Here is a 24,292-nt window from a genome sequence, read left to right as displayed (position 1 = left end):
GGGACCGGCGCTACGGGCCCTGGGGCAGGTCCAACTGGGCGCGCACCCAGTCCCACAGCTGCGCGCGCTCGTCCTCGCCGGTGCGGGTCCGCCGCAGCAGGTGGAAGGGGCGCGGCCGCCGGTCGTGCCAGAGCATGCCGCCGGTGGGCACCGGCTGCGTGGCCGCGAGCCAGACCGTGGTGTCGGCGCCGCCCTCGGCGTCGCGGAGCAGCGGGCCGGTGACCCGGTGGAAGGTCGGCAGCGAGTCGACCACCCCGGGGGTGTCGGCCCAGCCCGGGTGGGTGACGTGCACGGAGATCCCGCTGCCGCCCCAGCGCTGGTCCAGCACCGGCAGCAGCTCGACCTGGGCCCGCTTGCTGCGGGCGTAGGCGGTCGTCGGCGAGTAGTCGCCCTGCAGGTAGCCCGGGTCGTCGGCGCGCAGCCGCTGCCCGTACATCCCGCCCGAGGTCACCATCACGACCCGCGCGTCGCCCAGCCGCGGGCGCAGCAGCTCGGTCATCAGCACCGGACCGAGCACGTGCAGCGCCATCGTCAGCTCATGCCCCTGCGCGGACTCGGTGCGCTCGGGCGGCATGGCACCGGCGTTGTGGACCAGCACGTCGAGGTGCTCGGCGTCGAGCTCGTCGGCGAACCGGCGTACGTCGTCGAGGTCGCCGACGTCGCAGCGGGCCAGGTGCAGCTCGGCGAGCGGCAGCCGGCCCTGGATCTCGCGCACCACCCGGGCGCCCTTGTCGGTGTCGCGCACGACCAGCACGACCTCGGCGCCGAGGCGGGCCAGGCCCTCCGCGGTGGCCAGCCCGAGGCCCGAGGTGGCGCCGGTGACGGCGACCACCGTGCCCTTCATCGCATCGGGCTCGGGGTCGGCCGGCCAGGTCGAGAGGTGCCGGCGGATCGCGGGGCCGATCCTGGTGTAGCCGGGGGCCACGGTCCGGTCCAGCACGGTGTCGATCCCGACGGCGATGGCACGCGGCAGCATGCTGGCGAACGTAGCCGCTCACCGGCGACCACCCAAGGCTCGCGTTGTGGGCCGCCGGGCACGATGGGGCGGTGACCTCCTGGACGCCTGACTGGGGCGCGTGGCCGCCCGCGCTGCTCGACTTCTGGACCGAGCGGCACCTGTGCACGCTGACCACGCTGCGCGCCGACGGCCGGCCGCACGTCGTACCGGTCGGGGTGGCGCTGGACCCCGAGCAGCGCTGTGCGTGGGTGATCACCTCGGGCTCCTCCCGCAAGGCGCGCAACCTCGACCACGCCCCGCACCTGGCCGCCTGCCAGGTCGACGGCCGGCGCTGGTCGACGATCGAGGGCCGCGGCGCGGTGCTGACCGATGCCGGCTCGGTACGACGGGCCGAGGAGCGGTACGCCGTGCGGTACCGCACGCCGCGCGAGAACCCGGCCCGGGTGGCGATCCGGTCGACGTCGACCGGATCCTGATGTCCGGCGACCTCTGATACCCGGCTCAGGCCATCGAGAGCAGGAACGCCAGGGTGAAGCCGACCGCGGTGACCAGGCCGACCAGCGCCCCGGCGTGCTCGACCGCCTCGGGCACCATCGTGTCGGCCAGCATCGTGAGGATCGCCCCGGCCGCGAACGCCTGGGTGACCGCGATGACCACGGCCGGAGCGGAGCCGAGCAGGCCGAACCCGAGGGCCGCGGCGATCGTCGAGGCGACCAGCACCGCGCCCCAGAGCCCCAGCACGTAGGTCACCGAGCGGCCGTCCTTGCGCATGCCGGCGGAGGCCGAGAGCGACTCGGGGATGTTGGAGAGGAAGACGGCGGCGACGACCGCGGTCCCCACCGAGCCGCCACCCACCAGGCTGACCCCGATCGCCGCCGACTCCGGGATGCCGTCCAGCAGCGCCCCGAGGACCAGCGCCATCGCGCCCGCGTCGGCCGGGGAGCCGTTCTGGCTCTTGCGCCGGTTCCCGCCGCGGCGGTCGATGAGCCAGTCGCCGGCGAAGAACACCAGGGAGCCGCCGAGCAGGCCGAGCACCACGGCGTCGGCCCCGGAGCGGTCGTAGGCCTCGCTGGTGAGCTCGAAGGCGACGGCGCTGAACAGCACGCCCACCCCGAAGGCCATGATCAGGCCGACGAACCGCTTGCTGGCCGGCAGCCAGATCCCCGCGACCGCACCGATGAGCAGTGCGACGCCCCCGACGAAGCCCCAGAACGCTGCTTCCCACATGTTCGCGATGCTGCCACAGCAGCCACTCCAGGCCTCAGGGGTGCCCTCCCGACACGAGGCGCATACCGAATTGAGGAGATCTTGAGCGGATTTCGTTCACTCCCCGCCAGCTGCCGAGCTAGTTTTCTTCTCGAACCGCCGGTGACCCGAGACGCCGGCGGTTCGCCCATTTCCGGGCATGTCTCACACGGCTGGCGACCCGTCGTCACGCAGCACGGCGTCCAGCTCGGCCTCCGCGCGTGCGGGGTCGATGCCGTAGTCCGGGGCGACGAGTGCCGCCAGGGAGTGGGCCTCCTGGTGGCACACCGCACAGGCACGAAGGTGGACGCGGAACGAGTCGCCCATCGGGGCCGCGTGGGTGAGCGTCTCCTCGAGCACTGCGTCGAGCTGGTCGAAGCAGTCGTCACAGGAGAGCCACGGGTCCGTCGGCATGGTCAGCTGCCGGATCGCCTCGGGGCCGAGGGACGCTGGCGTGGTCATCGGGTCACTTCCTTGGTCGGGCTCGGGCTCAGGAAACCCTGGGTCGCGAGGTGGGACCGCAGCGCCTTCCGCGCGTCGTGGAGGGTCTTGTAGAGCGCATTGCGTGTCGTGCCGAGACGCTCGGCCAGGACGTCGATGGGTACGTGGTCGACCAACAGCGCCAGCGCCACCCGACGCTGGTGGGGTGTCAGCGCCGAAACCATCGCCCGACCGACCGCGTCGGAGAGGTCGCGGGCCTCGACGTAGCCTTCGGGGCCGGTGTCGGAGGCCGAGAATTCCGGGACCGAGTCGAGATCGATCTCCCGGTCACGCCAGGCCGAGCGGCGTACCTCCACGGCGGTGTGGAGGATCCCGAACTTGTAGGCCCAGGTCGTGAATCGACTGCGACCCTCGAAGGCGTCCAGGCGGGTGAGCACCGACATGGTCGCCTCGTCCGCGGCGGCGTGCACGATCTCCTCGCGTCGCCGCGACCCCAGCGTGGCCGACTCCGGCATGCGAGTGACCTGGTGCCACGCGGATCGAAGCATGAGGTCGTGCAGTCGCGCCACCGCCGTGTCATGCCGTGGCCCGGTCGCCGAGAGGTCGTCGATCCAGTCGGCATTCGAAATCGGTTCGCTCCTCAGGTGGGGCCCTGGGTGCCGCAACGGCGCCCAGGCGGTCAGCTCGCGGACCTCACTCATGAGCGTAGTCCGCGGCGGCGTCACCCGAGCCGGAAGAACCCCTCTGCGTCGCCGGAATGCCGTGGAGGTCGGTTCGAGTCGTCACGGTGGGTGAGTGTCGCTCGAGCCCCCGGTTCTTACCGGGGTCCGTGACCCGATTTCTTGTCGGTAAGAGCCGCCGAGCCCGCGACACAGACTGCTCACGACCATGCGGTCGACAGCGCACGGCAAGGACCGGCCCGGCCGATGGCGCGCTGCAGAACCGGCACCCGCCGTGCCAGGACAGGAAGGACCATCCATGACCACCACGCACCGACCCGCCCGGATCGGCACGGATCCCGGGATCCAGGCATTCTGGGCTCTCCGCATCGGGTTCACCGCACTGCCCGTGCTGTTCGGCATCGACAAGTTCGCCAACGTGCTCGCCGACGACTGGACGAAGTACCTCGCCGTCCAGGTCAACGACCTCATCCCCGGCGACGCTGCCCAGGCCATGCACGCCGTCGGCGTGGTCGAGGTGGTCGCCGGCCTCGTCGTGCTCCTCCTCCCCCGCGTGGGCGGCCCCCTGGTGGCCGCCTGGTTGGCGGGCATCATCGTCAACCTGCTGCTCGTGGGTGGGTACGGCGACGTCGCACTGCGCGACTTCGGCCTGATGCTCGCGGCGCTCGTCCTGAGCCGCCTGGCGTGGGCCTACCCCACCGACGTCGCGCCCATCAGGCGCTGAGGCGAGGCCGAGGTGACGACAGCATTCGTCCTCTCCGGCGGTGGCAGCCTGGGCGCAGTGCAGGTGGGGATGTTGCGGGCCCTGGCCGATCAGCAGGTCACACCGGACCTGCTGGTCGGCACCTCGGCCGGGGCACTCAACGCCGCCTTCGTCGCCGGGCACGGCTTCGAGACGGCAGGCATCGACGCCCTGGCCCGGGTCTGGGGTGGGCTACGGGCACGGTCGGTGTTCAGCCTCGACGTCCGGCACGCCCTCGGTGCCCTCGCCGGGCGTCGGAGCGCGCTCCTCGTCGATCGAGGGATGCGAGCGCTGCTGAGGCAACACCTGCGGTTCGCCCGGCTCGAGGACTCCCCCGTGCCCCTGGTCGTCGTCGCCACCGACCAGCTGACCGGCCGCGAGATGGCGTTGACCGAGGGGGATGCGCAGCTGGCAGTCCTGGCCAGCTGCGCCATCCCCGCGGTGTTCCCCGCGGTCACCCTCGACGGCGTCGCACTCGTCGACGGCGGACTGGCCAACAACACGGCGCTGTCCGCCGCGGTGTCAGCCGGCGCCGACACCATCTACGTCCTGCCGTCCGGCTACCCCTGCGCGCTCCCCCAAGCACCACGCACACCGCTCAGCGCCGCCCTCCACGCGCTGACCCTGCTCAGCCACCAGCGCCTGGCCGCAGATCTCGCGTTCTACGCCGACACGGTGGACCTGATCGTCCTGCCCCCGCCGTGCCCGATCCGGACCTCAGCGGCGAACTTCGCTCGGGGGGCGGAACTGATCCAGAGGGCTCACCGCGACGCCAGCACCGCGCTCGCGGATGCCGGCGGACGACGCGCCCAGCCGGGGCACCTCATCGCGGTGCACTCGCATCCGGCCTCGACCCACGGCCCGATCGACGGTCGAGGCCGGCGTACCTCCCGCCTGCCGGTGGTGGGTTCGTGCGATCGGGAGATCAGCGCGGAGCCGGCGGAGCCCGGTCACTGCAGGCCGTGTTCGTAGGCGTAGGCGGTGGCGGCGGCGCGGCTGGGCAGTCCCAGCTTCGTGAGGATGTGGCCGACGTGGGTTGCCACGGTCTTCTCGCTGACGACGAGACGCTCGGCGATCTGACGGTTGGTGAGCCCCTTGGCAATGTGGGCGAGGACTTCCTCCTCGCGGCTGGTCAGGCCGCTGGACGGCCGGGCTGCGAGGTGGAGCCCAGCCCGGGCAGCTGCTCCGTCGCGGACTGCGTTGAGGCGATCGAAGACCGGGATGGCACCGGCGAGCTCCATCTCGGCACCGTCATCGTCCCCCACCGCTCGGCACGCGGCTGCGATCAGCATCCGGGTGCGGGCGGCCTCGTAGGCCGCGTCCAGCTCGCGCCAACCGGCCAGCGCTCGCCGCAGGGCGGACAGCGCGGGTTCGGGCTGGTCCTCGGCCAGCAGCACGGCCCCCAGGACCTGCAGGTGCAGCGCGGTCGGCAGAGGGCGTTCGAGCAGGCCGGCCACAGCGCCGAGCTCGTCGGCGGCCGACCGCGCGGCGGCGACATCACCGCTGGCGAGGGTGATCTCGACGTAGCCGGCAGCCAGTCGCGCGCGTGAGACGGGGTCACCGGCCTCGTGATAGGCCCTCCGGATGGAGGCGGCGGCCGCCTCGACCTTTCCCGTGGCCAAGCGCAGCAGCGCGAGCCCCGGCTGCGGATCGCGACCGAGCTCGCTGGCCAGCTGGAACTCGGCCTCGGCGGCACGGTCCTGGCCACGGAGCCGGTGCAGGTCGCCCTTCAGGTAGGCGGCGGCGCCCCGCCGTTGCCCCACCGGATCGGCCAGCCGGCGGTAGGCCTCCTCGAGCTGGTCCGCTGCGGCGTCCCAGTCGCCGCGAAGGTACAGCATCTCGGCGCGATGGATCAGGCACTGACCTCGGTACAGCATGAGCTCTGGCTGGCCGTCGACCCACCGGCTCAACGCGGCGGTCCAGGTGTGGGCGCGGCGGACATCGAAGACCTCGGTGCAGCCCTCGATGGCGGTGCAGTAGGCATCGCCGATCGCGATCGCCGAGACGTCGTGGGCCTCGATGGCGACCATCGCCTCGTCGAGCAGGGCGACCCCCTCGTCCACCCGGTCGAACCAGATCAGGCACCTGCCCTCGCCGATCCGAGCCAGCGCTGCCAGCTCAGGGTCGCGGAAGAGGACCCCGATCTCCGCCGCCGCGTGAAACGCCTCGTACCCGGCTCTCGCCTCGCCCGAGAACGCGGCACGCAGCCCAGCCGCGTAACGCAGGTAACCGCGTTCGACGCAGTCGATCTTGCGGTCATCCAGCAGCCGCTGGGCGCGGTCGACCCAACCGCCCCCGCGCGCCAGGTCGCCGCCGTTCAACAGCGCGAAAGCCAGCCAGAAGGCGCACCGAACCGCCCGCGCCACGTCGCCGACGTGGGCACACGTCTCGTGCGCGCTGATCCAAGCGGACCGGCTCGCCTCGCTGAGTCCGGCGAGATACGCCGCGGACGCCAGCCGCTCGAGATCGTCGACCTCGAGCGGCTCCACCACTGCGGCCGCCGACAGCTCGTCGTACGCCCGCCGCCAGGCCTGCTTGTCGAAGGCCTCGCGTGCACGCCCGATTCCGTCGCCCACGGACTCATTGTCGCGCGCATACGACGCCTACGCCCAGAACGACGCAGCCTCGGCTGGTCCCGCCGCGATGAACCACATCTCGCGGATTCGGCCGTCGTCGAACCGGTAGACGAAGGAGTCATTCATCTCCAAGGTCCGCCCGTTGCGGCCAAAGACGGCGTGCTCCCACTCCGCCCCCCATTCGTCGTCAGCCAGGCAGCACAACTGCTCCAGCTTCACATCCCCGTCGGTCAGCTCGAAGACGGTGCCAATCGCCGCCAGCAGGCCGTCGACTCCGGAATGGTCGCCTGCGAAGGGAATCGGACCACGGCCGTGGAAGACCATGTCGTCGGTGAAGACACGGCTCAGCGTCTCGCGATCGTTCTCGGCGATCGCCTGGGTCATCCGGTCGATGACCGCAACATTCGGGTGGCTGCTCATGATGTCCTCCATCGCTCGGGCCTGCTCATGAAGCGACGATAGAAAGGGGCGACCGGCTGCCGCATCGGGCGGATTGACGATCCTCCCGCAGGGAGTGGTCAGCAATTCCACTGAGCCTGGAGTCGGCGAATGACAAAGCGAGAACCCCGCCCCTCCTGCGGCGTTGCCGCTGGTGGGACGGGGTTCCGATTCGGCAGCTCGGAACATGTTTCCGCTGGCTTTTCTGACCGCCCACCATGACGTTGCTGTCGAACCTCAGCCGCGACGCCTTCGACGTCACTGTCTGTGGGTGGAGACGGTTCAGGTGATCGCGGCTGGCGTCTTGCCGATGCGCCGGTCGGGCTTGATGTGGGCGAACATGCTGCGACCGTTCCAGGTCGGGAAGGCCTTGACGAGCCAGGACGGACCATCGAGCTGGATCCGTGAGTCGCGAATCGCCTGCGCCCAGGAGAGCTGCCCGAGGTGCCACTTGACGAACGCCTCGGCATCGGCGGTGACGAACAGGTCCTCGTCCAGGCCGGGATACTCCTTGCAGATCTCGGTGTCGGCGTGCTCGACGAGCAGCCAATACCGCTCGTGGCGCCGGTAGCCGGTGAAGTCCAGCCGGATGACCACGCGCCGGTCGGGGAGGCGCTCGGGACGGAGCGCGTTGCACATCGACCACAGCGCCACGAACGGATCGAGGTGCTCGGGGGCGACCTCGAGCCAGCGTGCTCCCCACTCGCCGAGGGTCACGCAGACCGTGAACAGGTCATCGCCCGACTCGGTGAGCAGGTAGCGGTGGCCGCGGCCCAGTGCCTTGGGTGTCACCTCCACGATGCCGAGACGTTCGAGCTGCTTGAGCCGTTGCGCGAGCAGGGTGTGCGAGAGGCCGGGCGCTCCCTCGAGGAGCTCGCCGAAGGTCTCACAGCCCAGATGCAGGTTCCGGATGATCAACGGCGTCCACCGTTCGGCGAAGATCTCCGCACCACGCGCGATCGGGCAGTACTGGCCGTACGTCCTCATGCTGGCAGTGTCCCGCTCCGACCGCGCGACCGGAAGTCCAGATTCCTTACCTCGGGGTCCAGATTCCTGCGTTCTCTCCGGCGCCGGCCGGTGATGCGATGGAACCGTCCACCCAGGGAGGAACCATGACCGCAGGCACCACGATCCAGATCCCACGATTCCGGGGCGAGGCGATCGTCCCGGGCCACCATGAGTACGACGCCGCACGGGCCGTCTGGAACGGCAGCGTCGACCGCCATCCCCGGGTGATCGCCCGATGCCGTGGCACCGCCGACGTGGCCTCGGCAGTACGCTTCGCCCGCGACTGCGACCTGGAGATCGCCGTCCGCGGTGGGGGCCACAACGTGGCCGGCACCGCGGTCTGCGACGACGGAATCGTCATCGACCTCTCCGCGATGCGCGAGGTCCGGGTCGACCCCGTCGGACGCACGGCCCTCGTCCAGGGCGGCGCCCTGTGGTGCGATGTCGACGACCAGACCCAGGCGTACGGCCTGGCAACCACCGGCGGCATCATCAGCCACACCGGCGTCGGCGGCCTGACCCTGGGCGGCGGCATCGGCTGGCTGATGCGCAAGCACGGGCTCTCCGTCGACAACCTCGTGGAGGCCGAGGTCGTCACCGCCGGCGGCGAGATCATCCGGGCCTCGACCCACGAGCACCCAGACCTGTTCTGGGCGCTTCGCGGCGGAGGCGGGAACTTCGGCGTGGTCACCTCGTTCCGGTTCGCGCTCCACCCCGTCGGCCCGACGCTCACGGCCGGACCTGTGTTCTGGGCGGCCGAGGACACCACCGACGTGCTGCGCTTCTACCGAGAGTTCGTCACCGACGCGCCCGACGAGCTGATGACAATCGTGCGGCTCGGCACGTTGCCTCCGCTGCCCGTCGTCAGCGCCGAGCTGCACTTCCGTCCCGCCATCGCGGTGGCCAGCTGCTACGCCGGCTCTGTGGAGGCAGGCGAGCGGGCCGTCCGTGCGCTCCGAGAATTCGGAGCTCCGCTCGTCGATCTGGTCGGGCCGACGTTGTACGTCGACCACCAGAGCAGCCTCGACGGCACCGTCCCCCACGGCTGGCACTACTACTGGAAGGGCACCAACCTCGCCGCCCTCTCCGACGCGGTCATCGACATCGTGGCCGAGCATGCCTACGAGGCCACCTCCCCGAGGTCGTACGCCGCGATCTTCCACATCGGCGGGACGGTGGCCCGAGCCGCCCGAGAGGCCACGCCCTACTCGGGGCGCGATGTGCAGCACACCATGAGCATCGACGCGGTCTGGCTGCCGGAGCAGGACGACACCATCCGCGCCGCGGAGACCGCGTGGGCACGATCATTCGTCGACGCCCTCCAGCCCCACCGTGCCGGCGTCTACGTCAACTTCCTCGACGCCGACGACGACCCGAGCAGCATCCACGAGGCCTACGGTGACACCACCTACCGGCGGCTCGCCGCGCTGAAAGCCAAGTACGACCCCAAGAACGTGTTCCACCACAACCGAAACATCCCACCCGGAACGCCCGCGTAGTGAGTGCCCGCAGTGGAGATGGGCAAAGCTACCGATGCCGGCGTCGGCCCTGAACGGGGAGGCTGGTGGCACACCACGGCATTGCGAAGGGGTGGTCCGGATGGCAGCCACGACGGCACCCGCAGCCCGGCGGGAAGGGCTGGAGCTCATCACGGTCAACGGCGTGCGGATCGCGTACGCCGACACTGGCGGCACCGCCGTCCCACTCGTGCTGGTCCACGGATCCTGGGGGTCGCACCACAACTGGGGTCCGGTCGTGCCGGGACTGGCCGAGCACTTCCGCGTGCTTTCGTACGACCGGCGCGGCCACAGCGACAGCGAGCGGCCGCCCGGGCAGGGACACTTCTCCGAAGACGTCGCTGATCTCGCCGCCCTGATCGAACAGCTCGGCCTCGCACCAGCGTCTGTGGTGGGCAGCTCCTCGGGTGCCGTCATCGCGCTCCAGCTCGCGGCCGCTCGGGCCGACCTCTTGCGCGGGATCGTCGTGCACGAGCCGCCGCTGTTCGGTGTGCTCGAGGAGGGCAGTGCGGAGGCGCTCGCCGAGGCCGACCTCGAGGCCGGCCCGCTCGCGGAGGTGGGTCGACGGATCGCCGCCGGCGACCACGCCGGCGCGGCCGAGCTCTTCGTGGACCAGGTGGCTCTCGGCCCGGGCAGCTGGGCGGCGCTGCCCGACGCCATGCGCGCCATGATGACCTGTAACGCGCTGACCTATCTCGACGAGCTCAACGACCCGGAGTGCGTGTCCGTCGGCGAGTCCCCGCTCGCTACCTACGGCGGCCCGGCGCTCCTCACCTCCGGCGACCAGAGCCCGCCGATCTTCGCGCCCGTGGAACGCCGGCTCGCCCGCCTGCTCCCGCAGGCCCGGCAAGTGACCTATGTCGGGGCCGGTCACATCCCGCACGTGACGCACCCCGAGGCGTACGTCGCCGAAGTGGTCGCGTTCATCCAGTCAGCGGAGGCGAACAGCGATGACCACGTCGACCAAGGTTGAGCGCCTCGCCGTTCGCTCCCCCGACGGCGTCGAGCTTGCCGTGTGGGTGGAAGGGCGGGGGCCGGCCATCGTGCTGGTGCACGGCTCGATCCAGGACCACACGGTCTTGGCAGCCTTGGTGGCCGAGCTGAGGACTGACTTCACGACGTACTCGATGGACCGCCGCGGCTTCGGCGCCAGCGGAGACGGCGCGACGTACTCGCTGGAGTTGGAGTTCGCGGACGTGGCCGCGGTCGTGGACGAGGTCGCGGCTCGCACCGGGCGACCGGTCGTGCTCTGGGGGCACTCGTTCGGCGCGAGCTGCGCCATGGGCGCCGCGGAGCTCACCCGGAACGTCGGCCACCTGGTGCTCTACGAGCCGAGTCTGGGGCTGAGGTATCCGGTGGGCTGGGTCGACCGGGTGGAGCAGGCCGTGGCTGCGGGCGACCACGAGACGGCGGTCGTCATGCTGTTCCGCGACCTCCTCGACTTCACCGACGAGCAGGTCGAAGAGCTGCGCGCCGGTCCCGAATGGGCGGGTCGCGTTGAGACGGCTCCGACCATCGCTCGCGAGGCCCGGGCCGAGCAGCGCTGGGAGTACCTCCCCGGTGGGATGAACCGCATCGCGGCACGCTCGCTGCTGCTGTCCGGATCCGGCAGCACCCCCGACATCCAGGACGCCACGGAGATGGCCAGGGACGCCATCCCGGGGGCGCAGGTGCGGGTGCTGGAGGGCCACGCCCACATCGCCCACCGCACGGATCCCGCGCTGGTGGCCGCGATCATCCGGGAGTACGTCACCCGTTGAGCAGGTCGTGCTCCATGGCGAACAAGATAGCGGCGGCACGCGTCGAGTGGCCGATCTTGGCGTAGATGTGCTGGACGTGGTGCTCAGCGGTGCGACGGGAGATCACCAGCCGGGCCGCGATCTGGTGGTTCGACAGACCGCGCGCCACCAGCCGCAGCACCTCGACCTCGCGGTCGCTGAGCCCGGCTGGCCATTGGCGGCGTACCCGTGGGCGCTCCTGCCCCGCCGCATCGACGACCGCCGCCACGCAGTCGGCATCCAGGCCTCCGGCCGCTGCCTCTCTCATCACGTGCCCGGCCGCTTCCTCCGGACTGCGAGCCTGGCGATGCGGGCGATGCTCGGTCGCCGTCCGGAACGCGACGGCTGCGGCCAGGACACGGGCCGGCACGGGTATCGCGGATCCCCGCAGGCCATGGTGGTAGCCGCTGCCGTCCATCCGCTCGTGGTGCAGCCCCGCAATCCGACCAAGAGGGGCAAGGATCGCCGAGCAGGCCAGGATTCGCTCCGTGTGGTATGGATGCAGCCTGATCTGCTCCCACTCCGTACGGGTGAGCCGACCGGTCTTCTCCCAGACTGCGCTCGACACACCCACCTTCCCCAGGTCGTGCATCAGCGCCGCACGACGCAGTTCCACGACCTCACCCTCCGGAAGCCCCAGGGCACGAGCGGCAGCCTCGGCGAGGCGAGCCACCTCAGCCGAATGACCCACCGTGTACGACGACTTCAGGTCGACCATGTCGGCGAAGCATCGCGCCACGCGATCCAGGTCAGGCTCGTTGATGCACTCGACAGGCCGGGGCTCCGCCTCGAGCAGCGCCGACCAAGGATCCACTGCCGCGAGCTCGTCCATCAGAGGCCGCCCTGCCTTCGCGAAGGCGTTCGCCACCTCCGGGTCGAACCACCCGCCCGCCCGGTGTCCCACCATGGCGACGGCCGCACCCGGACCATCGGAATCGAGGAAGAGGACGGCCTGCGTGGCGACCTCACCGACGCGAGCCGGCAGTGACACCTCATCGTGCGTCAACCGATGCGGCCCCTTGCCGTCCCACCGCTCGAATTGCTGCGCCACGCATTCCTGCACCGCTCGGCCCAGCCCGAGCCGACCCGCGAGGATCGAGGCAGCGTCGCACACCGAGGTGAGGATCTCGGTCCCGTGGCGCAGGTCGCCCACCACCGTCTTGGCGATGACGCCAGGCCGCCTCAGTCCGGCCCCGCGGCCGGTGCCCAGTGCCAGGCGCACCATCTCCCGGGGGTTGCCGAAGTCAGCAGGCTGGGCCGCCCGACGCGACACCAGCTCGTCGCCGTACGCCCGCGCCTCGGCCGCCGCAGTCGACGTACACCCGATGTGGCGCAGCAACGCGCCCAGGAAGGTGCTGCGGACGTCGTCTTCCGAGATATCCATCGAACGGGCGAGCCCAGTAGCCAGCAGACAGCACCGCAGCGCAGTCCCCGCTGGTTGCCCCATGCCCAGGTCCGTGGCGACGGACAGCGCCGCCAACACATCCACGAGGCGCAACCGATCGTCGACCACTGCTCCATCGTGCCCGCAGCGAATGAACCCCCGCCACTACCGATCCGGTAGGGCGCGTCGGCTCGGAGCCGGTACCCTCGGGAGCCACCCCTTCGCCTGACAGTTGCCGGAGCTCGGGAGAGAGGGTCGCTCGCGGATCCGTTCCATCAGCCGGGTCTTCGCGGCCGCCGCGGTAGGCCCGGAGGCCCTGACCTGGCGGAGGCGACCGTCCAGGTCACGGACGCGGGTCTCGGCCACCACGCGCCCGCCGGCGCGGCGGGTGTTGATCCCGCCGTGGGTGCCGATCGGCGTGCGCCAAGCCTGCCGCGGGGGGGCCGAGAGGGCCCCAGACAGGCCGAGGAGGTCGACCGACGGACCGACTTTGTGCTGAGTTCCTGCTGACTTGCCACTGCCTGCTCCTGAATTCAGGATCCGTGCAGGCCTCTGACAGCGGGTTTGGTGGGCCGTTTGCGAAACCGGCCGACCTGCGGCGACGTAGCCCGGTGACGGGCCCAATCCCACAGCCGTTCGGCCAGAATCCCCCGCCGCTCTCCGCATGTCTCCAGGAAGTGGGCAACCCATCAGCCGTCGGAAAGCGCGCGTGACGCTCGGATCGCATCGGGTACGGCCGAAGGAGACGGCAGTGCGACCGATGCGGGCTCATTCGTCCAGCGTGACGGTCACAATGTCCCAGGAGTCCTTGTTCGTCGGCCACGCGCGGCGAAGAACCGAAAGAGTGAGCACAGGCATGAGCCCCAACACCGACCCGCGGAACGAGACCGCGGGGCCCGCCGACACCGCCAACACGATGTCGGCCTGGGCAAGGATGGGCGTTTACGCATTCGCCCTGATTGTCGCCGTGGTCGCTGCCTTCTTCGCCGGGATGGCGCACTTCGAGGCAACCAAGTGCAGCGGACCCGACTTCGGTGGCGAGTGCGACCTGGCGGGCCTCGAAGGGGTCATGTGGTCTGCGGCGGTCCTCGTTCTCGCCGTGATTGCGATCGCCATCACGGAAGGCGTCCGTGCTCGCAACCGTCGGCGGCACCAGCAGAACCGCGCCTCAGAGGCGTAGGAACAAGACGCTCGCCCTTGGTCAGGCGGCCTCACCGGCCCACCCCGCGCCGTTGACCGGCCATCGCGGGCCGCCGAACGACCCCAGCACAGCACAAGAGCCGCCGCCTTCGACTCGAAGACAGCGGCTCTCTTTGTGCCTCTGGGTTTCACAAACGCTCAGCGAGCGTTTCGCAAAGACCCCGCACACTTTGGTGGAGCTGAGGGGATTCGAACCCCTGACCTTCTCATTGCGAACGAGACGCGCTACCAACTGCGCCACAGCCCCAGTGCGTCCGAAGACGCGGAGGGAACGTTAGCACCCGTTGCCGGGCCGCTCCCAATCGGTTCGGACGCTGCGTCAGGAGCCCACGGCGCGCTGGTCGGCGTCCTGCGCGTGCGACTTGCGGGCCCGGTCGGCCTCCTCGGCCTCACGCGCGAGCTGGGAGTCGGCGTAGGTGTTGCCCGAGGTCCACACGCCGGTGTCGTCGAGGTCGATGGTGCGCACGGTGCGGCGGGTGGCGGCCGGCTTGGTGACGTACGTCGGGAGCGTGACGGGCACCGGGTCCCACAGGGTCGGGTCGACGATCGCGGCCGGCATCGAGGAGGTGTCGGCGGTCCAGTCGTCCCCCTCGGCGACCTCGCCCTCGACCTCGGCGTCCGCGGCGGGCACCGACGAGGCCGGACGGGTGCGGGCCACGGGGAACCGGACGGCCCGCTCCTGGCGGACCATCAGGCGGCAGGCGACCAGCCAGGCCACCAGCAGGCCGGCCGGGATCGCGGCGTACCCCCAGGCGATGACGGAGAACGCGGCCAGCGCCAGCACGGCCACGTTCGCGAGCAGGATCGTGCCGAGCACGCGGCGCCGCCGGCGGGCGGCGCGGTTGGCGGCCTCGCGGCGGGTCCGCAGCTGGGCCGGCGTGGCCTCGGCGACGGGCGCCACGTCGGGCCGCGCGGACGCGGGCTTGGTGGTCACCACCGCGGTGGACGCGGGCCGGCCCGGGGTGACGACCAGGCGCGCGTTGCGCCGGTCGACGGGCTCGCGGCGCGCCAGCACCCGCATGGTGTGGGAGAAGCGCTCGACCGAGCGGCTGCGCACCGCCTCGTCATGTTGCCGGAGCGCCTTGGGGACGAGGTAGACGGCCCACGCTACGGCGAGGGCGACGAAGATGAGCGCGCTGGGGTCCACGGTTCAGAGGTTAGGAGTGCTAGCGCACGGGCCCGCGGATGTCCACAGGTGTGTCGCAAAAAGACTCGTGTGACTGGTGAGAAAGTTGCGGCCCGCGCGCTCACTCCAGCCGGGCCAGCATCCCCTCGGGGCACTCCTCGACGGTGACGGCGTAGAGCCGGTGGTCGCGCCAGTCCCCGTCGATGTGCAGGTAGAGCGGGGCGTAGCCGATCTCGCGGATGCCGAGCTTCTCGACCACGCGCAGCGAGTTGGAGTTCTCCGGCCGGATCGCGATCTCGATGCGGTGCAGCCGGGCGGTGAAGAAGCAGTGGTCGATGACCATCGCGACCGCGCGCGGCATGATCCCGCGGCCGGCGTACTCACGGTCCAGCCAGTAGCCCACCGACGCGAACTGCGCGGACCCGCGCACCACGTTGTTCACCGTCACCTGGCCGACGAAGGCACCGTCGACCTCGATCGCGAAGGGGTACGTCGTGTCGGCGCGGGCCTGGCGGTTGAGCCGCCACACCAGGGAGTGGAACGTCGAGGGCCGGGCGTCGGCACCCGGCGGGACGGTCGCGTCCCACGGCCGCAGCCAGACGGCGTTGCGGCGCCGGGTCGCCCGCCACGCGCGCGCGTCGCCGTACGCCAGTGGCCGCAGCGTCACCTCGCCCGAGGTCAGCCACACCGGCCACGCGCTCACCGCGCGCCCCCGGCGCGGTGCCTCAATGGTCGCTCCCGACGCTGTGCCTCAATGGTCGCTCCCGACGACTTGCTCCGCGGCGTGCACGAGGATCGGCTGCAGCACCGCGAGGCCGTCCTTCACGCCCCCGCGCGAGCCGGGCAGGTTGACCACCAGGCAGGAGCCGACCACGCCGGCCAGGCCGCGCGACAGCACGGCGGTGGGTACGCCGTTGGCGACGCCGTGGGCGCGGATCGCGTCGGCGATGCCCGGCACCTCGAAGTCCAGCAGTGGCCGGGTCACCTCGGGGGTGCGGTCGGTCGGCGTGAGGCCGGTGCCGCCGGTGGTGAGCACGACGCGGGCCCCGCCCTCGGCGGCGGCGGCGATCGCGGCACCGACCGGCTCCCCGTCCGGCACCACGACGGGCGCGCCCACGGTGAACCCCAGTGCGGTGAGGGCGTCGACGATCAGCGGCCCGGTCTCGTCGGCGTAGACCCCGGCCGCGGCGCGGTTGGACGCGACCACGACCTCGGCGCGCAGGCTCACGAGGCGCTCTCCCGCGCCCAGTCGCCGGACTTGCCGCCGGTCTTGGTCTCGACCCGCACGTCGGTGATCACGGCCGCCTTGTCGACGGCCTTGACCATGTCGACGACGGTGAGCGCGGCGACCGACACGGCCGTCAACGCCTCCATCTCGACGCCGGTGCGGTCGGTGGTCCTCACGGTGGCGGCGATTCCGACGCCCTCGTCGGTGACGGTCAGGTCGACGGTGACCCCCGAGATCGCCAGCGGGTGGCACAGCGGGATCAGCGACGGGGTCTGCTTGGCGCCCATGATCCCGGCCAACCGGGCCACGGCGAGGGTGTCGCCCTTGGGCACGCCGGCACCGCGCAGCAGCGCGACGACCTCGGCGGAGACGAGCACCCGGCCGGTCGCGGTCGCGGTCCGGGCGGTGACGTCCTTGCCGGACACGTCCACCATCCGGGCCGCGCCGGCCTCGTCCACGTGGGTCAGGCGATCCATCGGGCTCCCCTCAGAAGTCCTCGTCGAGCGGCAGGACCTGCACCTGCTCGCCGGCCGACACCGAGGTGACGTCCTCGGGCACCACGATCAACGCGTTGGACGACGCGAGGTCACCGATCAGGTGCGAGCCGTGGCCGCCGACCGGCACCACGTGCGGCCCGCCGCGGTCCACGGCGTACTCGCCCCGGACGAACTGCCGCCGCCCCGCCGGGGAGGAGATCGGGTTGGTGAGGCGGGCGCGCGTGGTCGGCCGGGAGTACGGTGCCTTGCCCATCAGCTTGCGGACGGCGGGGAGCACGAACATCTCGAAGGAGATGTACGCCGAGACCGGGTTGCCGGGCAGGGTGAAGATCGGGGTCTCGTCCTCGCCGACCAGCCCGAAGCCCTGCGGTTTCCCCGGCTGCATCGCGACCCCGCCGAACCACACGCTGCCCAGCGGCGCGAGCGCCTCCTTGACGACGTCGTAGTCGCCCTGGGAGACCCCGCCGCTGGTGACGACGATGTCGGCGCGCACCAGCTGGTCACCCAGCGCGTCGAGGAACGCCCGCGGCTCGTCGGGGACGATCCCGACCCGGTAGGCGATCGCACCGGCCCGGCGGGCCGCGGCGGCGAGCAGGAACGAGTTGCCGTCGTAGATCGCGTCGTGGCCCAGGGACTGACCGGGCTCGCGCAGCTCGGAGCCGGTCGAGATGATCACGACCCGCGGCCGGGGGCGGGACCGGACGGTGGCGCGGCCCACGGCGGCCAGCAGCCCGAGGTGACGCGGGCCCAGGACGGTGCCGTGCTCGATCAGCAGGTCGCCCTCGTCGACGTCCTCGCCGGCGCGGCGCACGTGCTGGCCGGCCTCGGGGGCGCGACCGATCCGCACCTGCGCGACGCCGCGGTCGGTCCACTCGTAGGGGACCACGGTGTCGGCGCCGGCGGGGACCGGGGCACCGGTCATGATCTTGACCGCGGTGCCCGGCGACATCGCCAGCAGCTGCGCCTGGCCGGCGCCGATCTCGCCGACCACGGGCAGGTGCACCGGGGACTCCTCGGACGCGGTCAGCACGTCGCGGTGGCACACGGCGTACCCGTCCATGCCGGAGTTGTCGAAGGACGGCAGCCGGATCGGCGCGACGACGTCCTCGGCCGCGGCCAGGCCGAGGGTCTCCATCAGCGGCTGCGGGAAGTCGGGTAGCGGCCTGATGGAGCCCAGGATGCGCTCGAGGTGGTCCTCGACGGTCGTCAGCTGGTCAGCCATGCGACCCGCCCGCCGGCGTCCCCGACTGCCCGTCGGAGAGCACCGCGCCGGCGTCGACGCGTTGGGCCTTGCCCGCCTCGAGCCTGACCTCCCCGATCACCTCGACGCCGTGCCCGAAGGTCCAGTCACCCTCGACCCGCAGCGCGGTGGCCTTCTTCATCGACGGCGCGCCCTCGGGGAAGCGCTTGTCGAACTCGCCGACCAGCTTGTAGTGGTCGGCGTCGAGGTCGACGAACGGCAGGTCGTCCGCGACCTGGTCGAGCACGAAGTCGTCTCCCAGGTCGTAGACGTCGGAGCGCAGCACCAGCAGGTCGTTGGTGGTCTTCACCGGCACGAACCGGTCGCGGCCGACCTCGATCAGGCGCGAGTCCTCGAACACCTCGATCGCCGCGCCCATGGCGGTCTCCACCTGGATCACCTCGGGCGTCGACTTGTCGCTGGGGTCGACGTTCTTGACGTTGCGGATCAGCGGCAGCCCGAGGATGCCCTGGCGCACGTCGAGCGCGTGCTTCATCGCGGCCAGGTCGAACCAGAGGTTGTTGGTCGAGCAGAACCGGTGCCGGTCGAGGTCGGCCAGCGCCTTCTTGTCCGCGTCCAGCGTCTGCGCGGTCTCGCGCAGCACGATCCGGCCGTCGCTCTTGCGGCGGGCGAAGTGGCCGCCCTTGCGGTCGGAGGGCGTGCGCCGCACCGCCTCGATCGCGAACGGCGCGCCCGAGGTGGCGAACCAGCCCGCCACCCGTGCGTCCGGGACCGCGCCGAGGTTGTCGGAGTTGGAGACGAACACCCGCTCGTAGCCGGCCTCGATCAGCCGGTCCAGCAGGCCGGTGCCGCGCAGGGCGGTGTAGAGGTCGCCGTGGCCCGGAGGGCACCACTCGAGGTCGGGGTCCTTGGGCCAGCTCACCGGCGCGAGGTCCTTGGCCAGCAGCTTGGGCTCCTTGTTCTGCAGGAACTCCAGCGGCAGCCCCTCGACGGGCAGGTCGGAGTAGCGGGCCAGGGCCTCCATCGTGTCCGCGGAGGTGCGGAAGCTGTCCATGAAGATCAGCGGCAGCGTGGCGTCGTACTCCTTGCGGAGGTGCAGCACCTGCCGAGAAATGATGTCGAGGAAGGAGAGCCCGCGGCGCACGCAGAGCAGCGACTTGGCGCGGTCCATGCCCATGGAGGTGCCGAGCCCGCCGTTGAGCTTGATCACCACGGTCTTGCGGATCGCCTCGGAGGCGTCCTCGTCGGAGACCTCGACGTCGGCCAGCTTCTCCATGTCGACCGGCTCGATCGTCGACTCGGGGATCATGCCGGTCTCGCCGTGCTCCAGCAGCCGGTAGTAGTGCGCGAACGTCTCGATGGCGATCTCGTCGACGCCCGCGTCAGCCATCTTGTCGCGTGCCCGGTGCAACCCAGCGCTACCCATGAGTCGATCGTAGGCTTGTCTGGTGGTCGCGCCGCAAATGCCCTCGGATCCGTTCCCGGGATCGGCCGGCGCGGCGGCCAAGCTGGCCCTGCGCGACCAGCTCCTCACCCGCCGCAACCGGCGGTCGCTGGCCGAGGTGGGGGCCTGCGCGCGGGCGATCGCCACGCACCTGCTGGCCGCCCCGGAGGTACGCCGCGCGGCCACCGTGGCGGCGTACGTCTCGATCGGCAACGAGCCCGGCACCGGCCATCTCCTCGACGGGCTGGAGGAGGCCGGCAAGCGGGTGATCCTGCCGGTGCTGCTGCCCGACGGCGACCTGGACTGGGCCCCCTACCGCGGCGAGGGCACGCTGGTGCCCGCCCGCCGGGGACTGCTCGAGCCGGTCAGCGAGCGGCTGGGGCGGGACGCCGTCGCCACCGCCGACGTGGTGCTGGTCCCGGGCCTGGCCGTCGACCCCGACGGGCTGCGCCTGGGCCGCGGCGGCGGCTCCTACGACCGGGCCCTGGCGCGGGTGCCGGTCGGCACCTTCACCTGCGTCCTGCTCTACGACGACGAGATCGGCCTCGACGTCCCCGCCGAGCCGCACGACCGTCCGGTGGTGGCCGCCGCCGGCCCGGCCGGGATCCGGGTGCTGGGGCCAGGAAGTTTCCCCGGCTGACCGGGAAACGTGCCCACCCCCTACTCCCCCGCCTCGGCGGGCGTCAGCGTGAGCGTGTCCTCGGCGGCGTCGTGGACCGCCGAGGGGGTGAACGGCCAGGGCAGCGTGTCGCCGTCGGCCCAGAGGTCGGTCTGGTCGGTGTAGTGGCCGTCGAAGGGGTGCCCCGAGACGCCGGTGAGGTTGATCCAGCGGGACTTGTCGAAGTCGCCGACCGAGACCACCATCCGCATCGACGGCGCGCTGGTGACGGCGTACCCCTCGGAGGCGTCCCACGAGGTGGCGTCGACGGCCGCGCTGCCGCCGCCGACCTGCCACGTCCCGCGGTTGACCAGCCACTCCACCGGCCCGATCCCTGACTCCCCCAGCGCCGCCTGGTGCAGGTCGAGCCGGTGCAGCCGGCCCCAGCTCCACTCGTCCGCGCTGACGTCCTGCCGCCGGGTCAGCTCGTCGCGGGCGGTGGTCAGCGCCTCGGCCAGGATGTCGTCGCGGGTCTCGACCCGGTCCGTCGCGGCGTCGTCCCACCACGGGTCGGCGGGCGTGGCCAGCAGGTGGCTGACCGCCGCGAACCACCGGTCGCCGCCGTCGGGCCACTGGTCCTCGGGCAGCTCGTCCTGGAAGGTCAGCCGCAGCAGGTTGCTCCACACCACGTTGAAGTACGCCGCGGCCGCGCTGTCCGCCGGCTGGCCGAAGTCCCAGTGCAGCAGCAGCCGCTGCCCGTCGGAGTAGTAGCCCCGCGGGAGGTCCACGTCGAGCAGGTACGGCGTCAGCACCGGCCCCATCGGGTTCCGGTCGTCGAGCTGCAGGTCGAGCATCTCGTCGACCGACAGCTCGCCCTCCTTGTCGAGCAGGTCCCGGATCCGCTGCGACCGGTAGCCCTGGTCCCAGTCGTCGGTGAGCCGGTAGGGATAGTCCTGCCCGATCACCGCCTGGTTGGCGGTCACGATGAACCCCTCCTCGGGGTCCAGCACGTTGGGCAGCCCGTCGAATGGCACGTAGTCGCCGGTCCAGTCGTTCTCGGGCCGCCACCCGGCCACCGGCAGCAGCCCGTCGTTCCCGGACTTGCGGATCGGGATCCGGCCGGGTGCCTGGTAGCCGATGTGGCCCTCGGTGTCCGCGTAGACGAGGTTCTGCGCCGGCACCGCGAAGTCCGCGGCCGCGGCCCGGAAGGAGTCCCAGCCGGTGGCGGTGTCGAGCTCGAGGACCGCGTCGGCGGTCGCGGACGGGTGCAGCGCGGTCCACTCCAGCGCGACGGCGTACGTCTCCTCGTCGGGCCGTCCGTCGACCCGCGCCTCCTCGCCCACGTCGGTGAGCTGGTCGGACACGTCGGAGAGCAGCGGTCCGTGCCTGGTGGAGCGGATGGTGAGCTCGACGTCGTCGCCGCCGTGCACCTTGATGGTCTCGGTGCGGGTGCGCAGCGGGCGCAGCTTGCCGTCGTAGCGCCACCGGTCGCCCTGGACCCGCTCGAGGTAGAGGTCGGTGACGTCCGGGCCGAGGTTGGTGAAGCCCCAGGCGATGTCGGCGTTGTGGCCGATGATCACGCCGGGCACCCCGGAGAAGGTGAAGCCGGCGACGTCGAGCGGGCAGTCCTCCGACACCGTCCGGCAGTGCAGGCCCATCTGCATCCACACGCCCGGCAGGCTGGCGTCGAGGTGCGGGTCGTTGGCCAGCAGCGGCTCGCCGGTCGCGGAGTGGTCGCCGTCCACGACCCAGCTGTTGCTGCCGATGCCGTCGCCCCGGCCCAGCAGCGTGGGCATCCGTTCGATCCCGGCCTGCAGCCGGCTCAGCACCCGGCGGGCACCGGCGGTGTACGCCGGCCGCTGCGGCTTGCGGGTGGCGCCCTGGGTCGCGGCCTGGTCGAAGATCCCGTCGACGACCGCGCCCTGCCCGACGATCGGCGCGTGCTCGCCGTACGGGTAGGCGGGGTAGAGCTCCTGCACCTGCTCGGCGCTGTGGTCGGCCAGCGCGAGCACCCGGTCGATCTCGTCGGTCATGTTGCCGCGCAGGTCCCACGCCATCGCCTTGAGCCAGGCCAGCGAGTCGACCGCGGTCCAGTGCTCGGGCCGGTAGTCCAGGCCGCCGGCGTTGAGCACCGTGTACTCGACCGCGATCTGGCTGGGCGAGTGCTGGTCGAGGTAGGCGTTGACCCCGTCGGCGTAGGCCTCCAGCGCGGCCCGGGTCTCGGGCTTGATCAGCGCGAGCTCCTGCTCGGCGACCCGCCGCCAGCCCATGGTGCGGACCATCTCGTCGCTGTCGAGGGCCTTCTCCCCGAACATCTCGGCGAGCCGCCCGGCGGTCGCGTGCCGGCGCACGTCCATCTCGAAGAACCGCTCCTGGGCGTGCACGTAGCCCTGCGCGCGCATCAGGTCCGCGACCGAGTCGCCGTAGAGCTGCGGGATGCCGTGGTCGTCGCGGACCACCTCGACGTCCGCCCCGAGGCCGGCCAGCTCGGCCGACCCGCTGGTCTGCGGGAACGGCCGGCGCACCAGCACCGCGCCGGTGACGAGGGCGACCACCAGCACCAGCACCAGGCCGACGACGACGTACGTCGTGATCCGGGCGACCCGTGGCCATCGCAGGAAGCTGCGCCACCAGTCGCGGATACCGGGACGAGGCGTGGACGGGGGCACCGAGGCGGGGGAACCGGGCTGGTCGCTCATGGTGCCGGACATTCTGCCGTGACGTATCATTGGCAGTCGCCAGGGCCGAGTGCCAGCCCAGGAGTGTCGCCCCCGAGGAGAATCGTGCCGACCTACCAGTACGCCTGCACCGAGTGCGGCCACGCCTTCGAACAGTTCCAGAGCTTCTCCGACGACGCGCTGACGGTCTGCCCCGAGTGCGACGGGCGGCTGCGCAAGGTCTTCAACGCCGTCGGCGTGGTCTTCAAGGGCTCGGGCTTCTACCGCACCGACAGCCGCTCGTCGGGCTCCTCGACGTCGACCGCGTCGTCGTCCTCGAGCGACTCCTCGTCGGGCTCGTCGGACTCGTCCTCGTCGGGCTCCGCCCCGAAGACCGAGAGCAAGCCGGCCGCGGCCAGCGCCACCAAGGACTGACACCGGCCGCCGGCCGGCCTGTGGAGAGCCGGCTCGCGCCGGGCCGAGAACTCCTACGGTCGAGGCCATGGCCTCGCCCCGTGACCGTCTCACCCGCCTCGCCCGGGCGGTACGCCGTGCCGTGCTGCGCCGCCGCCGGCTGCTCGCCGCGCTGCTGACCGCGGTCGCGGTCGCCACCGGGATCCACGCTGCCGCCGCTCCCCCACCCCCGCGGGTCGGGGTCCTCGTCGCGGCCCACGACCTCGCGCCCGGTTCGGTGATCGGCGCCGGCGACCTGACCGAGGCGCTCTTCGCGCCAGGGACGGTCCCGGCCGGGCTCGACGACGCCCCTGAAGGGCGCATGGTGGCCGCACCGGTGCGCGCCGGCGAGCCGGTGACCGACGTCCGCCTGGTCGGCCCCGCCCTGGCGGCGGGCTACCCGGGCCGCACCGCGGTTCCGGTGCGGCTGCCGGACGCGGGCATGGCCGGGCTGCTCCGCGTCGGCGACCGCGTGGACCTGGTCGCGGCCGACCCGCAGGGCTCCGGTGCCTCGGTCGTGGCCGCCGGGGTCCCGGTCCTCGCCCTGCCGGCGCCGGCCCCGGACGAGGCGGCTGCCGGCGGCCTGCCGGGGCGACTGGTGGTAGTCGGTGCCGGGCCGGCCGACGTGCCCCGCATCGCGGACGCCTCGGTCCGGTACTTCCTGACCTTCGTCTACGCCGACTAGCGTGCAGGCACTCCCCGAACGGGGCGGGCACGTCGGCTGACTAGGAGCACATCGATGACCGGGTTCAAGAACTTCATCCTGCGTGGCAATCTCGTCGAGCTGGCGGTCGCGTTCATCATGGCCGCCGCGTTCGCCGCGGTGGTGACCGCCACGGTCACCCTGATCATGGACCTCATCGGCAAGGTCGGGGGCACGCCGAACTTCTCCGACTACAGCCCCGGGGGCGTCTCGGTCGGCGCCTGGATCACGGCCCTGATCTCGTTCCTGATCATCGCGGCCGTCGTGTACTTCTTCATCGTGATGCCGTACACGAAGGCCAAGGACCGCTACTTCCCCAGCCCGGAGCCGGGCACCCCCGAGGACGTCCAGCTGCTCCAGGAGATCCGCGACCTGCTGGTCGCGCGCCAGCAGCTCTAGGAGACTGCTCCTAGGGCAC

26 protein-coding genes and 1 tRNA gene are annotated in these 24,292 nt (G+C 71.7%); 11 read left to right on the top strand and 16 right to left on the bottom strand.

What is annotated here, in order from left to right:
- Window positions 1-10: 10 nt before the first annotated feature.
- A complete protein-coding gene (locus tag ABD268_RS11595; protein WP_344151797.1) occupies window positions 11-976 on the bottom strand; it encodes an SDR family NAD(P)-dependent oxidoreductase in 966 nt (321 codons plus the stop codon).
- A gap of 71 nt (window positions 977-1,047) precedes the next feature.
- Here ABD268_RS11595 and ABD268_RS11590 point away from each other — a divergent pair, with 71 nt between their 5' ends.
- Entirely contained in the window at window positions 1,048-1,434 is a 387-nt protein-coding gene (locus ABD268_RS11590) for a TIGR03618 family F420-dependent PPOX class oxidoreductase (protein ID WP_344151794.1), read from the top strand.
- A 25-nt stretch (window positions 1,435-1,459) separates the two neighbouring features.
- On the opposite strand, the gene ABD268_RS11585 is transcribed toward ABD268_RS11590, so the two are convergent.
- The 3 genes from ABD268_RS11585 to ABD268_RS11575 form a co-directional block, all read right to left on the bottom strand.
- Window positions 1,460-2,185, bottom strand: coding sequence for a ZIP family metal transporter (locus ABD268_RS11585; RefSeq protein ID WP_344151791.1), 726 nt, complete (start codon window positions 2,183-2,185; stop codon window positions 1,460-1,462).
- Between the two features lie 183 nt (window positions 2,186-2,368).
- On the bottom strand, window positions 2,369-2,665 hold the full coding sequence (locus tag ABD268_RS11580; protein WP_344151788.1) for a hypothetical protein: 297 nt from the start codon (window positions 2,663-2,665) through the stop codon (window positions 2,369-2,371).
- On the bottom strand, window positions 2,662-3,192 hold the full coding sequence (locus ABD268_RS11575; RefSeq protein WP_344152138.1) for an RNA polymerase sigma factor: 531 nt from the start codon (window positions 3,190-3,192) through the stop codon (window positions 2,662-2,664). The genes ABD268_RS11580 and ABD268_RS11575 overlap by 4 nt, the downstream gene beginning before the upstream one ends.
- Window positions 3,193-3,622: 430 nt before the next feature.
- On the opposite strand from ABD268_RS11575, the gene ABD268_RS11570 reads away from it, so the two are divergent.
- On the top strand, window positions 3,623-4,048 hold the full coding sequence (locus tag ABD268_RS11570) for a hypothetical protein (protein ID WP_344151785.1): 426 nt from the start codon (window positions 3,623-3,625) through the stop codon (window positions 4,046-4,048).
- Between the two features lie 12 nt (window positions 4,049-4,060).
- On the top strand, window positions 4,061-5,038 hold the full coding sequence (locus ABD268_RS11565; RefSeq protein ID WP_344151782.1) for a patatin-like phospholipase family protein: 978 nt from the start codon (window positions 4,061-4,063) through the stop codon (window positions 5,036-5,038).
- On the opposite strand, the gene ABD268_RS11560 is transcribed toward ABD268_RS11565, so the two are convergent.
- From ABD268_RS11560 to ABD268_RS11550, 3 genes are all read right to left on the bottom strand, one after another.
- The gene (locus ABD268_RS11560; protein ID WP_344151779.1) at window positions 5,017-6,642 is read right to left on the bottom strand and encodes a LuxR C-terminal-related transcriptional regulator; all 1,626 of its coding nucleotides are present in this window, start codon (window positions 6,640-6,642) and stop codon (window positions 5,017-5,019) included. The two genes, ABD268_RS11565 and ABD268_RS11560, sit on opposite strands and share 22 nt — an antisense overlap.
- A 27-nt stretch (window positions 6,643-6,669) precedes the next feature.
- Window positions 6,670-7,074: a nuclear transport factor 2 family protein gene (locus tag ABD268_RS11555; protein ID WP_344151776.1), complete on the bottom strand. Its 405-nt coding sequence runs from the start codon at window positions 7,072-7,074 to the stop codon at window positions 6,670-6,672.
- 288 nt (window positions 7,075-7,362) lie between these two features.
- The gene (locus ABD268_RS11550; RefSeq protein ID WP_344151773.1) at window positions 7,363-8,067 is read right to left on the bottom strand and encodes a winged helix-turn-helix transcriptional regulator; all 705 of its coding nucleotides are present in this window, start codon (window positions 8,065-8,067) and stop codon (window positions 7,363-7,365) included.
- Window positions 8,068-8,192: 125 nt separating this feature from the next.
- Here ABD268_RS11550 and ABD268_RS11545 point away from each other — a divergent pair, with 125 nt between their 5' ends.
- From ABD268_RS11545 to ABD268_RS11535, 3 genes are all read left to right on the top strand, one after another.
- A complete protein-coding gene (locus ABD268_RS11545) occupies window positions 8,193-9,587 on the top strand; it encodes an FAD-binding oxidoreductase (protein WP_344151771.1) in 1,395 nt (464 codons plus the stop codon).
- A gap of 100 nt (window positions 9,588-9,687) precedes the next feature.
- On the top strand, window positions 9,688-10,578 hold the full coding sequence (locus ABD268_RS11540) for an alpha/beta fold hydrolase (protein ID WP_344151769.1): 891 nt from the start codon (window positions 9,688-9,690) through the stop codon (window positions 10,576-10,578).
- A complete protein-coding gene (locus ABD268_RS11535) occupies window positions 10,556-11,365 on the top strand; it encodes an alpha/beta fold hydrolase (RefSeq protein ID WP_344151767.1) in 810 nt (269 codons plus the stop codon). The genes ABD268_RS11540 and ABD268_RS11535 overlap by 23 nt, the downstream gene beginning before the upstream one ends.
- On the opposite strand, the gene ABD268_RS11530 is transcribed toward ABD268_RS11535, so the two are convergent.
- Entirely contained in the window at window positions 11,355-12,896 is a 1,542-nt protein-coding gene (locus tag ABD268_RS11530; protein ID WP_344151765.1) for an HD domain-containing phosphohydrolase, read from the bottom strand. The two genes, ABD268_RS11535 and ABD268_RS11530, sit on opposite strands and share 11 nt — an antisense overlap.
- A 727-nt stretch (window positions 12,897-13,623) precedes the next feature.
- On the opposite strand from ABD268_RS11530, the gene ABD268_RS11525 reads away from it, so the two are divergent.
- Window positions 13,624-13,947 carry a hypothetical protein gene (locus ABD268_RS11525; protein WP_344151762.1) on the top strand — a complete coding sequence of 108 codons (324 nt, stop codon included), beginning with the start codon at window positions 13,624-13,626 and terminating at the stop codon, window positions 13,945-13,947.
- 191 nt (window positions 13,948-14,138) lie between these two features.
- On the opposite strand, the gene ABD268_RS11520 is transcribed toward ABD268_RS11525, so the two are convergent.
- The 7 genes from ABD268_RS11520 to ABD268_RS11490 form a co-directional block, all read right to left on the bottom strand.
- Window positions 14,139-14,214: transfer RNA gene (locus ABD268_RS11520), tRNA-Ala, on the bottom strand.
- A gap of 72 nt (window positions 14,215-14,286) precedes the next feature.
- Window positions 14,287-15,114 (bottom strand): divisome protein SepX/GlpR, encoded by an 828-nt coding sequence (sepX, locus tag ABD268_RS11515; protein WP_344151759.1) that lies wholly within the window; start codon window positions 15,112-15,114, stop codon window positions 14,287-14,289.
- A gap of 100 nt (window positions 15,115-15,214) precedes the next feature.
- A complete protein-coding gene (locus tag ABD268_RS11510; RefSeq protein WP_344151756.1) occupies window positions 15,215-15,796 on the bottom strand; it encodes a GNAT family N-acetyltransferase in 582 nt (193 codons plus the stop codon).
- 48 nt (window positions 15,797-15,844) lie between these two features.
- Window positions 15,845-16,321: a MogA/MoaB family molybdenum cofactor biosynthesis protein gene (locus tag ABD268_RS11505; RefSeq protein ID WP_344151753.1), complete on the bottom strand. Its 477-nt coding sequence runs from the start codon at window positions 16,319-16,321 to the stop codon at window positions 15,845-15,847.
- A complete protein-coding gene (moaC, locus tag ABD268_RS11500) occupies window positions 16,318-16,797 on the bottom strand; it encodes a cyclic pyranopterin monophosphate synthase MoaC (RefSeq protein WP_344151750.1) in 480 nt (159 codons plus the stop codon). Before moaC ends, ABD268_RS11505 begins: the two co-directional genes overlap by 4 nt.
- Window positions 16,798-16,807: 10 nt before the next feature.
- On the bottom strand, window positions 16,808-18,040 hold the full coding sequence (glp, locus tag ABD268_RS11495; RefSeq protein WP_344151747.1) for a molybdotransferase-like divisome protein Glp: 1,233 nt from the start codon (window positions 18,038-18,040) through the stop codon (window positions 16,808-16,810).
- Complete coding sequence (locus ABD268_RS11490; RefSeq protein ID WP_344151744.1) at window positions 18,033-19,445, bottom strand: UTP--glucose-1-phosphate uridylyltransferase; 1,413 nt, start codon at window positions 19,443-19,445, stop codon at window positions 18,033-18,035. Before ABD268_RS11490 ends, glp begins: the two co-directional genes overlap by 8 nt.
- A gap of 22 nt (window positions 19,446-19,467) precedes the next feature.
- On the opposite strand from ABD268_RS11490, the gene ABD268_RS11485 reads away from it, so the two are divergent.
- Window positions 19,468-20,103, top strand: a complete 636-nt coding sequence (locus tag ABD268_RS11485; RefSeq protein ID WP_344151741.1) for a 5-formyltetrahydrofolate cyclo-ligase — start codon at window positions 19,468-19,470, stop codon at window positions 20,101-20,103.
- A 20-nt stretch (window positions 20,104-20,123) separates the two neighbouring features.
- On the opposite strand, the gene ABD268_RS11480 is transcribed toward ABD268_RS11485, so the two are convergent.
- On the bottom strand, window positions 20,124-22,760 hold the full coding sequence (locus ABD268_RS11480) for a penicillin acylase family protein (RefSeq protein WP_344151738.1): 2,637 nt from the start codon (window positions 22,758-22,760) through the stop codon (window positions 20,124-20,126).
- Between the two features lie 84 nt (window positions 22,761-22,844).
- Here ABD268_RS11480 and ABD268_RS11475 point away from each other — a divergent pair, with 84 nt between their 5' ends.
- The 3 genes from ABD268_RS11475 (at window position 22,845) to ABD268_RS11465 (ending at window position 24,273) form a co-directional block, all read left to right on the top strand.
- On the top strand, window positions 22,845-23,153 hold the full coding sequence (locus tag ABD268_RS11475; RefSeq protein ID WP_344151735.1) for an FmdB family zinc ribbon protein: 309 nt from the start codon (window positions 22,845-22,847) through the stop codon (window positions 23,151-23,153).
- A 67-nt stretch (window positions 23,154-23,220) separates the two neighbouring features.
- A complete protein-coding gene (locus ABD268_RS11470) occupies window positions 23,221-23,856 on the top strand; it encodes an SAF domain-containing protein (RefSeq protein WP_344151732.1) in 636 nt (211 codons plus the stop codon).
- Between the two features lie 54 nt (window positions 23,857-23,910).
- A complete protein-coding gene (locus ABD268_RS11465; protein ID WP_344151729.1) occupies window positions 23,911-24,273 on the top strand; it encodes an MscL family protein in 363 nt (120 codons plus the stop codon).
- The last annotated feature ends 19 nt before the right edge of the window (window positions 24,274-24,292 follow it).

This window comes from Nocardioides koreensis (genome assembly GCF_039531775.1).
GTDB lineage: Bacteria > Actinomycetota > Actinomycetes > Propionibacteriales > Nocardioidaceae > Nocardioides > Nocardioides koreensis.
Note: the sequence above shows the minus strand (reverse complement) of the source record. Positions and strands in the feature narration are given on the sequence as shown.

Coding starts and splice junctions, on each gene's coding strand:
- ABD268_RS11480 (WP_344151738.1), bottom strand. CDS start 22,760: ATGAGCGACCAGCCCGGTTCCCCCGCCTCGGTGCCCCCGTCCACGCCT.
- ABD268_RS11585 (WP_344151791.1), bottom strand. CDS start 2,185: ATGTGGGAAGCAGCGTTCTGGGGCTTCGTCGGGGGCGTCGCACTGCTC.
- ABD268_RS11570 (WP_344151785.1), top strand. CDS start 3,623: ATGACCACCACGCACCGACCCGCCCGGATCGGCACGGATCCCGGGATC.
- ABD268_RS11550 (WP_344151773.1), bottom strand. CDS start 8,067: ATGAGGACGTACGGCCAGTACTGCCCGATCGCGCGTGGTGCGGAGATC.
- ABD268_RS11490 (WP_344151744.1), bottom strand. CDS start 19,445: ATGGGTAGCGCTGGGTTGCACCGGGCACGCGACAAGATGGCTGACGCG.
- ABD268_RS11540 (WP_344151769.1), top strand. CDS start 9,688: ATGGCAGCCACGACGGCACCCGCAGCCCGGCGGGAAGGGCTGGAGCTC.
- glp (WP_344151747.1), bottom strand. CDS start 18,040: ATGGCTGACCAGCTGACGACCGTCGAGGACCACCTCGAGCGCATCCTG.
- ABD268_RS11580 (WP_344151788.1), bottom strand. CDS start 2,665: ATGACCACGCCAGCGTCCCTCGGCCCCGAGGCGATCCGGCAGCTGACC.
- ABD268_RS11535 (WP_344151767.1), top strand. CDS start 10,556: ATGACCACGTCGACCAAGGTTGAGCGCCTCGCCGTTCGCTCCCCCGAC.
- ABD268_RS11545 (WP_344151771.1), top strand. CDS start 8,193: ATGACCGCAGGCACCACGATCCAGATCCCACGATTCCGGGGCGAGGCG.
- ABD268_RS11470 (WP_344151732.1), top strand. CDS start 23,221: ATGGCCTCGCCCCGTGACCGTCTCACCCGCCTCGCCCGGGCGGTACGC.
- ABD268_RS11595 (WP_344151797.1), bottom strand. CDS start 976: ATGCTGCCGCGTGCCATCGCCGTCGGGATCGACACCGTGCTGGACCGG.
- ABD268_RS11525 (WP_344151762.1), top strand. CDS start 13,624: ATGAGCCCCAACACCGACCCGCGGAACGAGACCGCGGGGCCCGCCGAC.
- ABD268_RS11555 (WP_344151776.1), bottom strand. CDS start 7,074: ATGGAGGACATCATGAGCAGCCACCCGAATGTTGCGGTCATCGACCGG.
- moaC (WP_344151750.1), bottom strand. CDS start 16,797: ATGGATCGCCTGACCCACGTGGACGAGGCCGGCGCGGCCCGGATGGTG.
- ABD268_RS11465 (WP_344151729.1), top strand. CDS start 23,911: ATGACCGGGTTCAAGAACTTCATCCTGCGTGGCAATCTCGTCGAGCTG.
- ABD268_RS11575 (WP_344152138.1), bottom strand. CDS start 3,192: ATGCTTCGATCCGCGTGGCACCAGGTCACTCGCATGCCGGAGTCGGCC.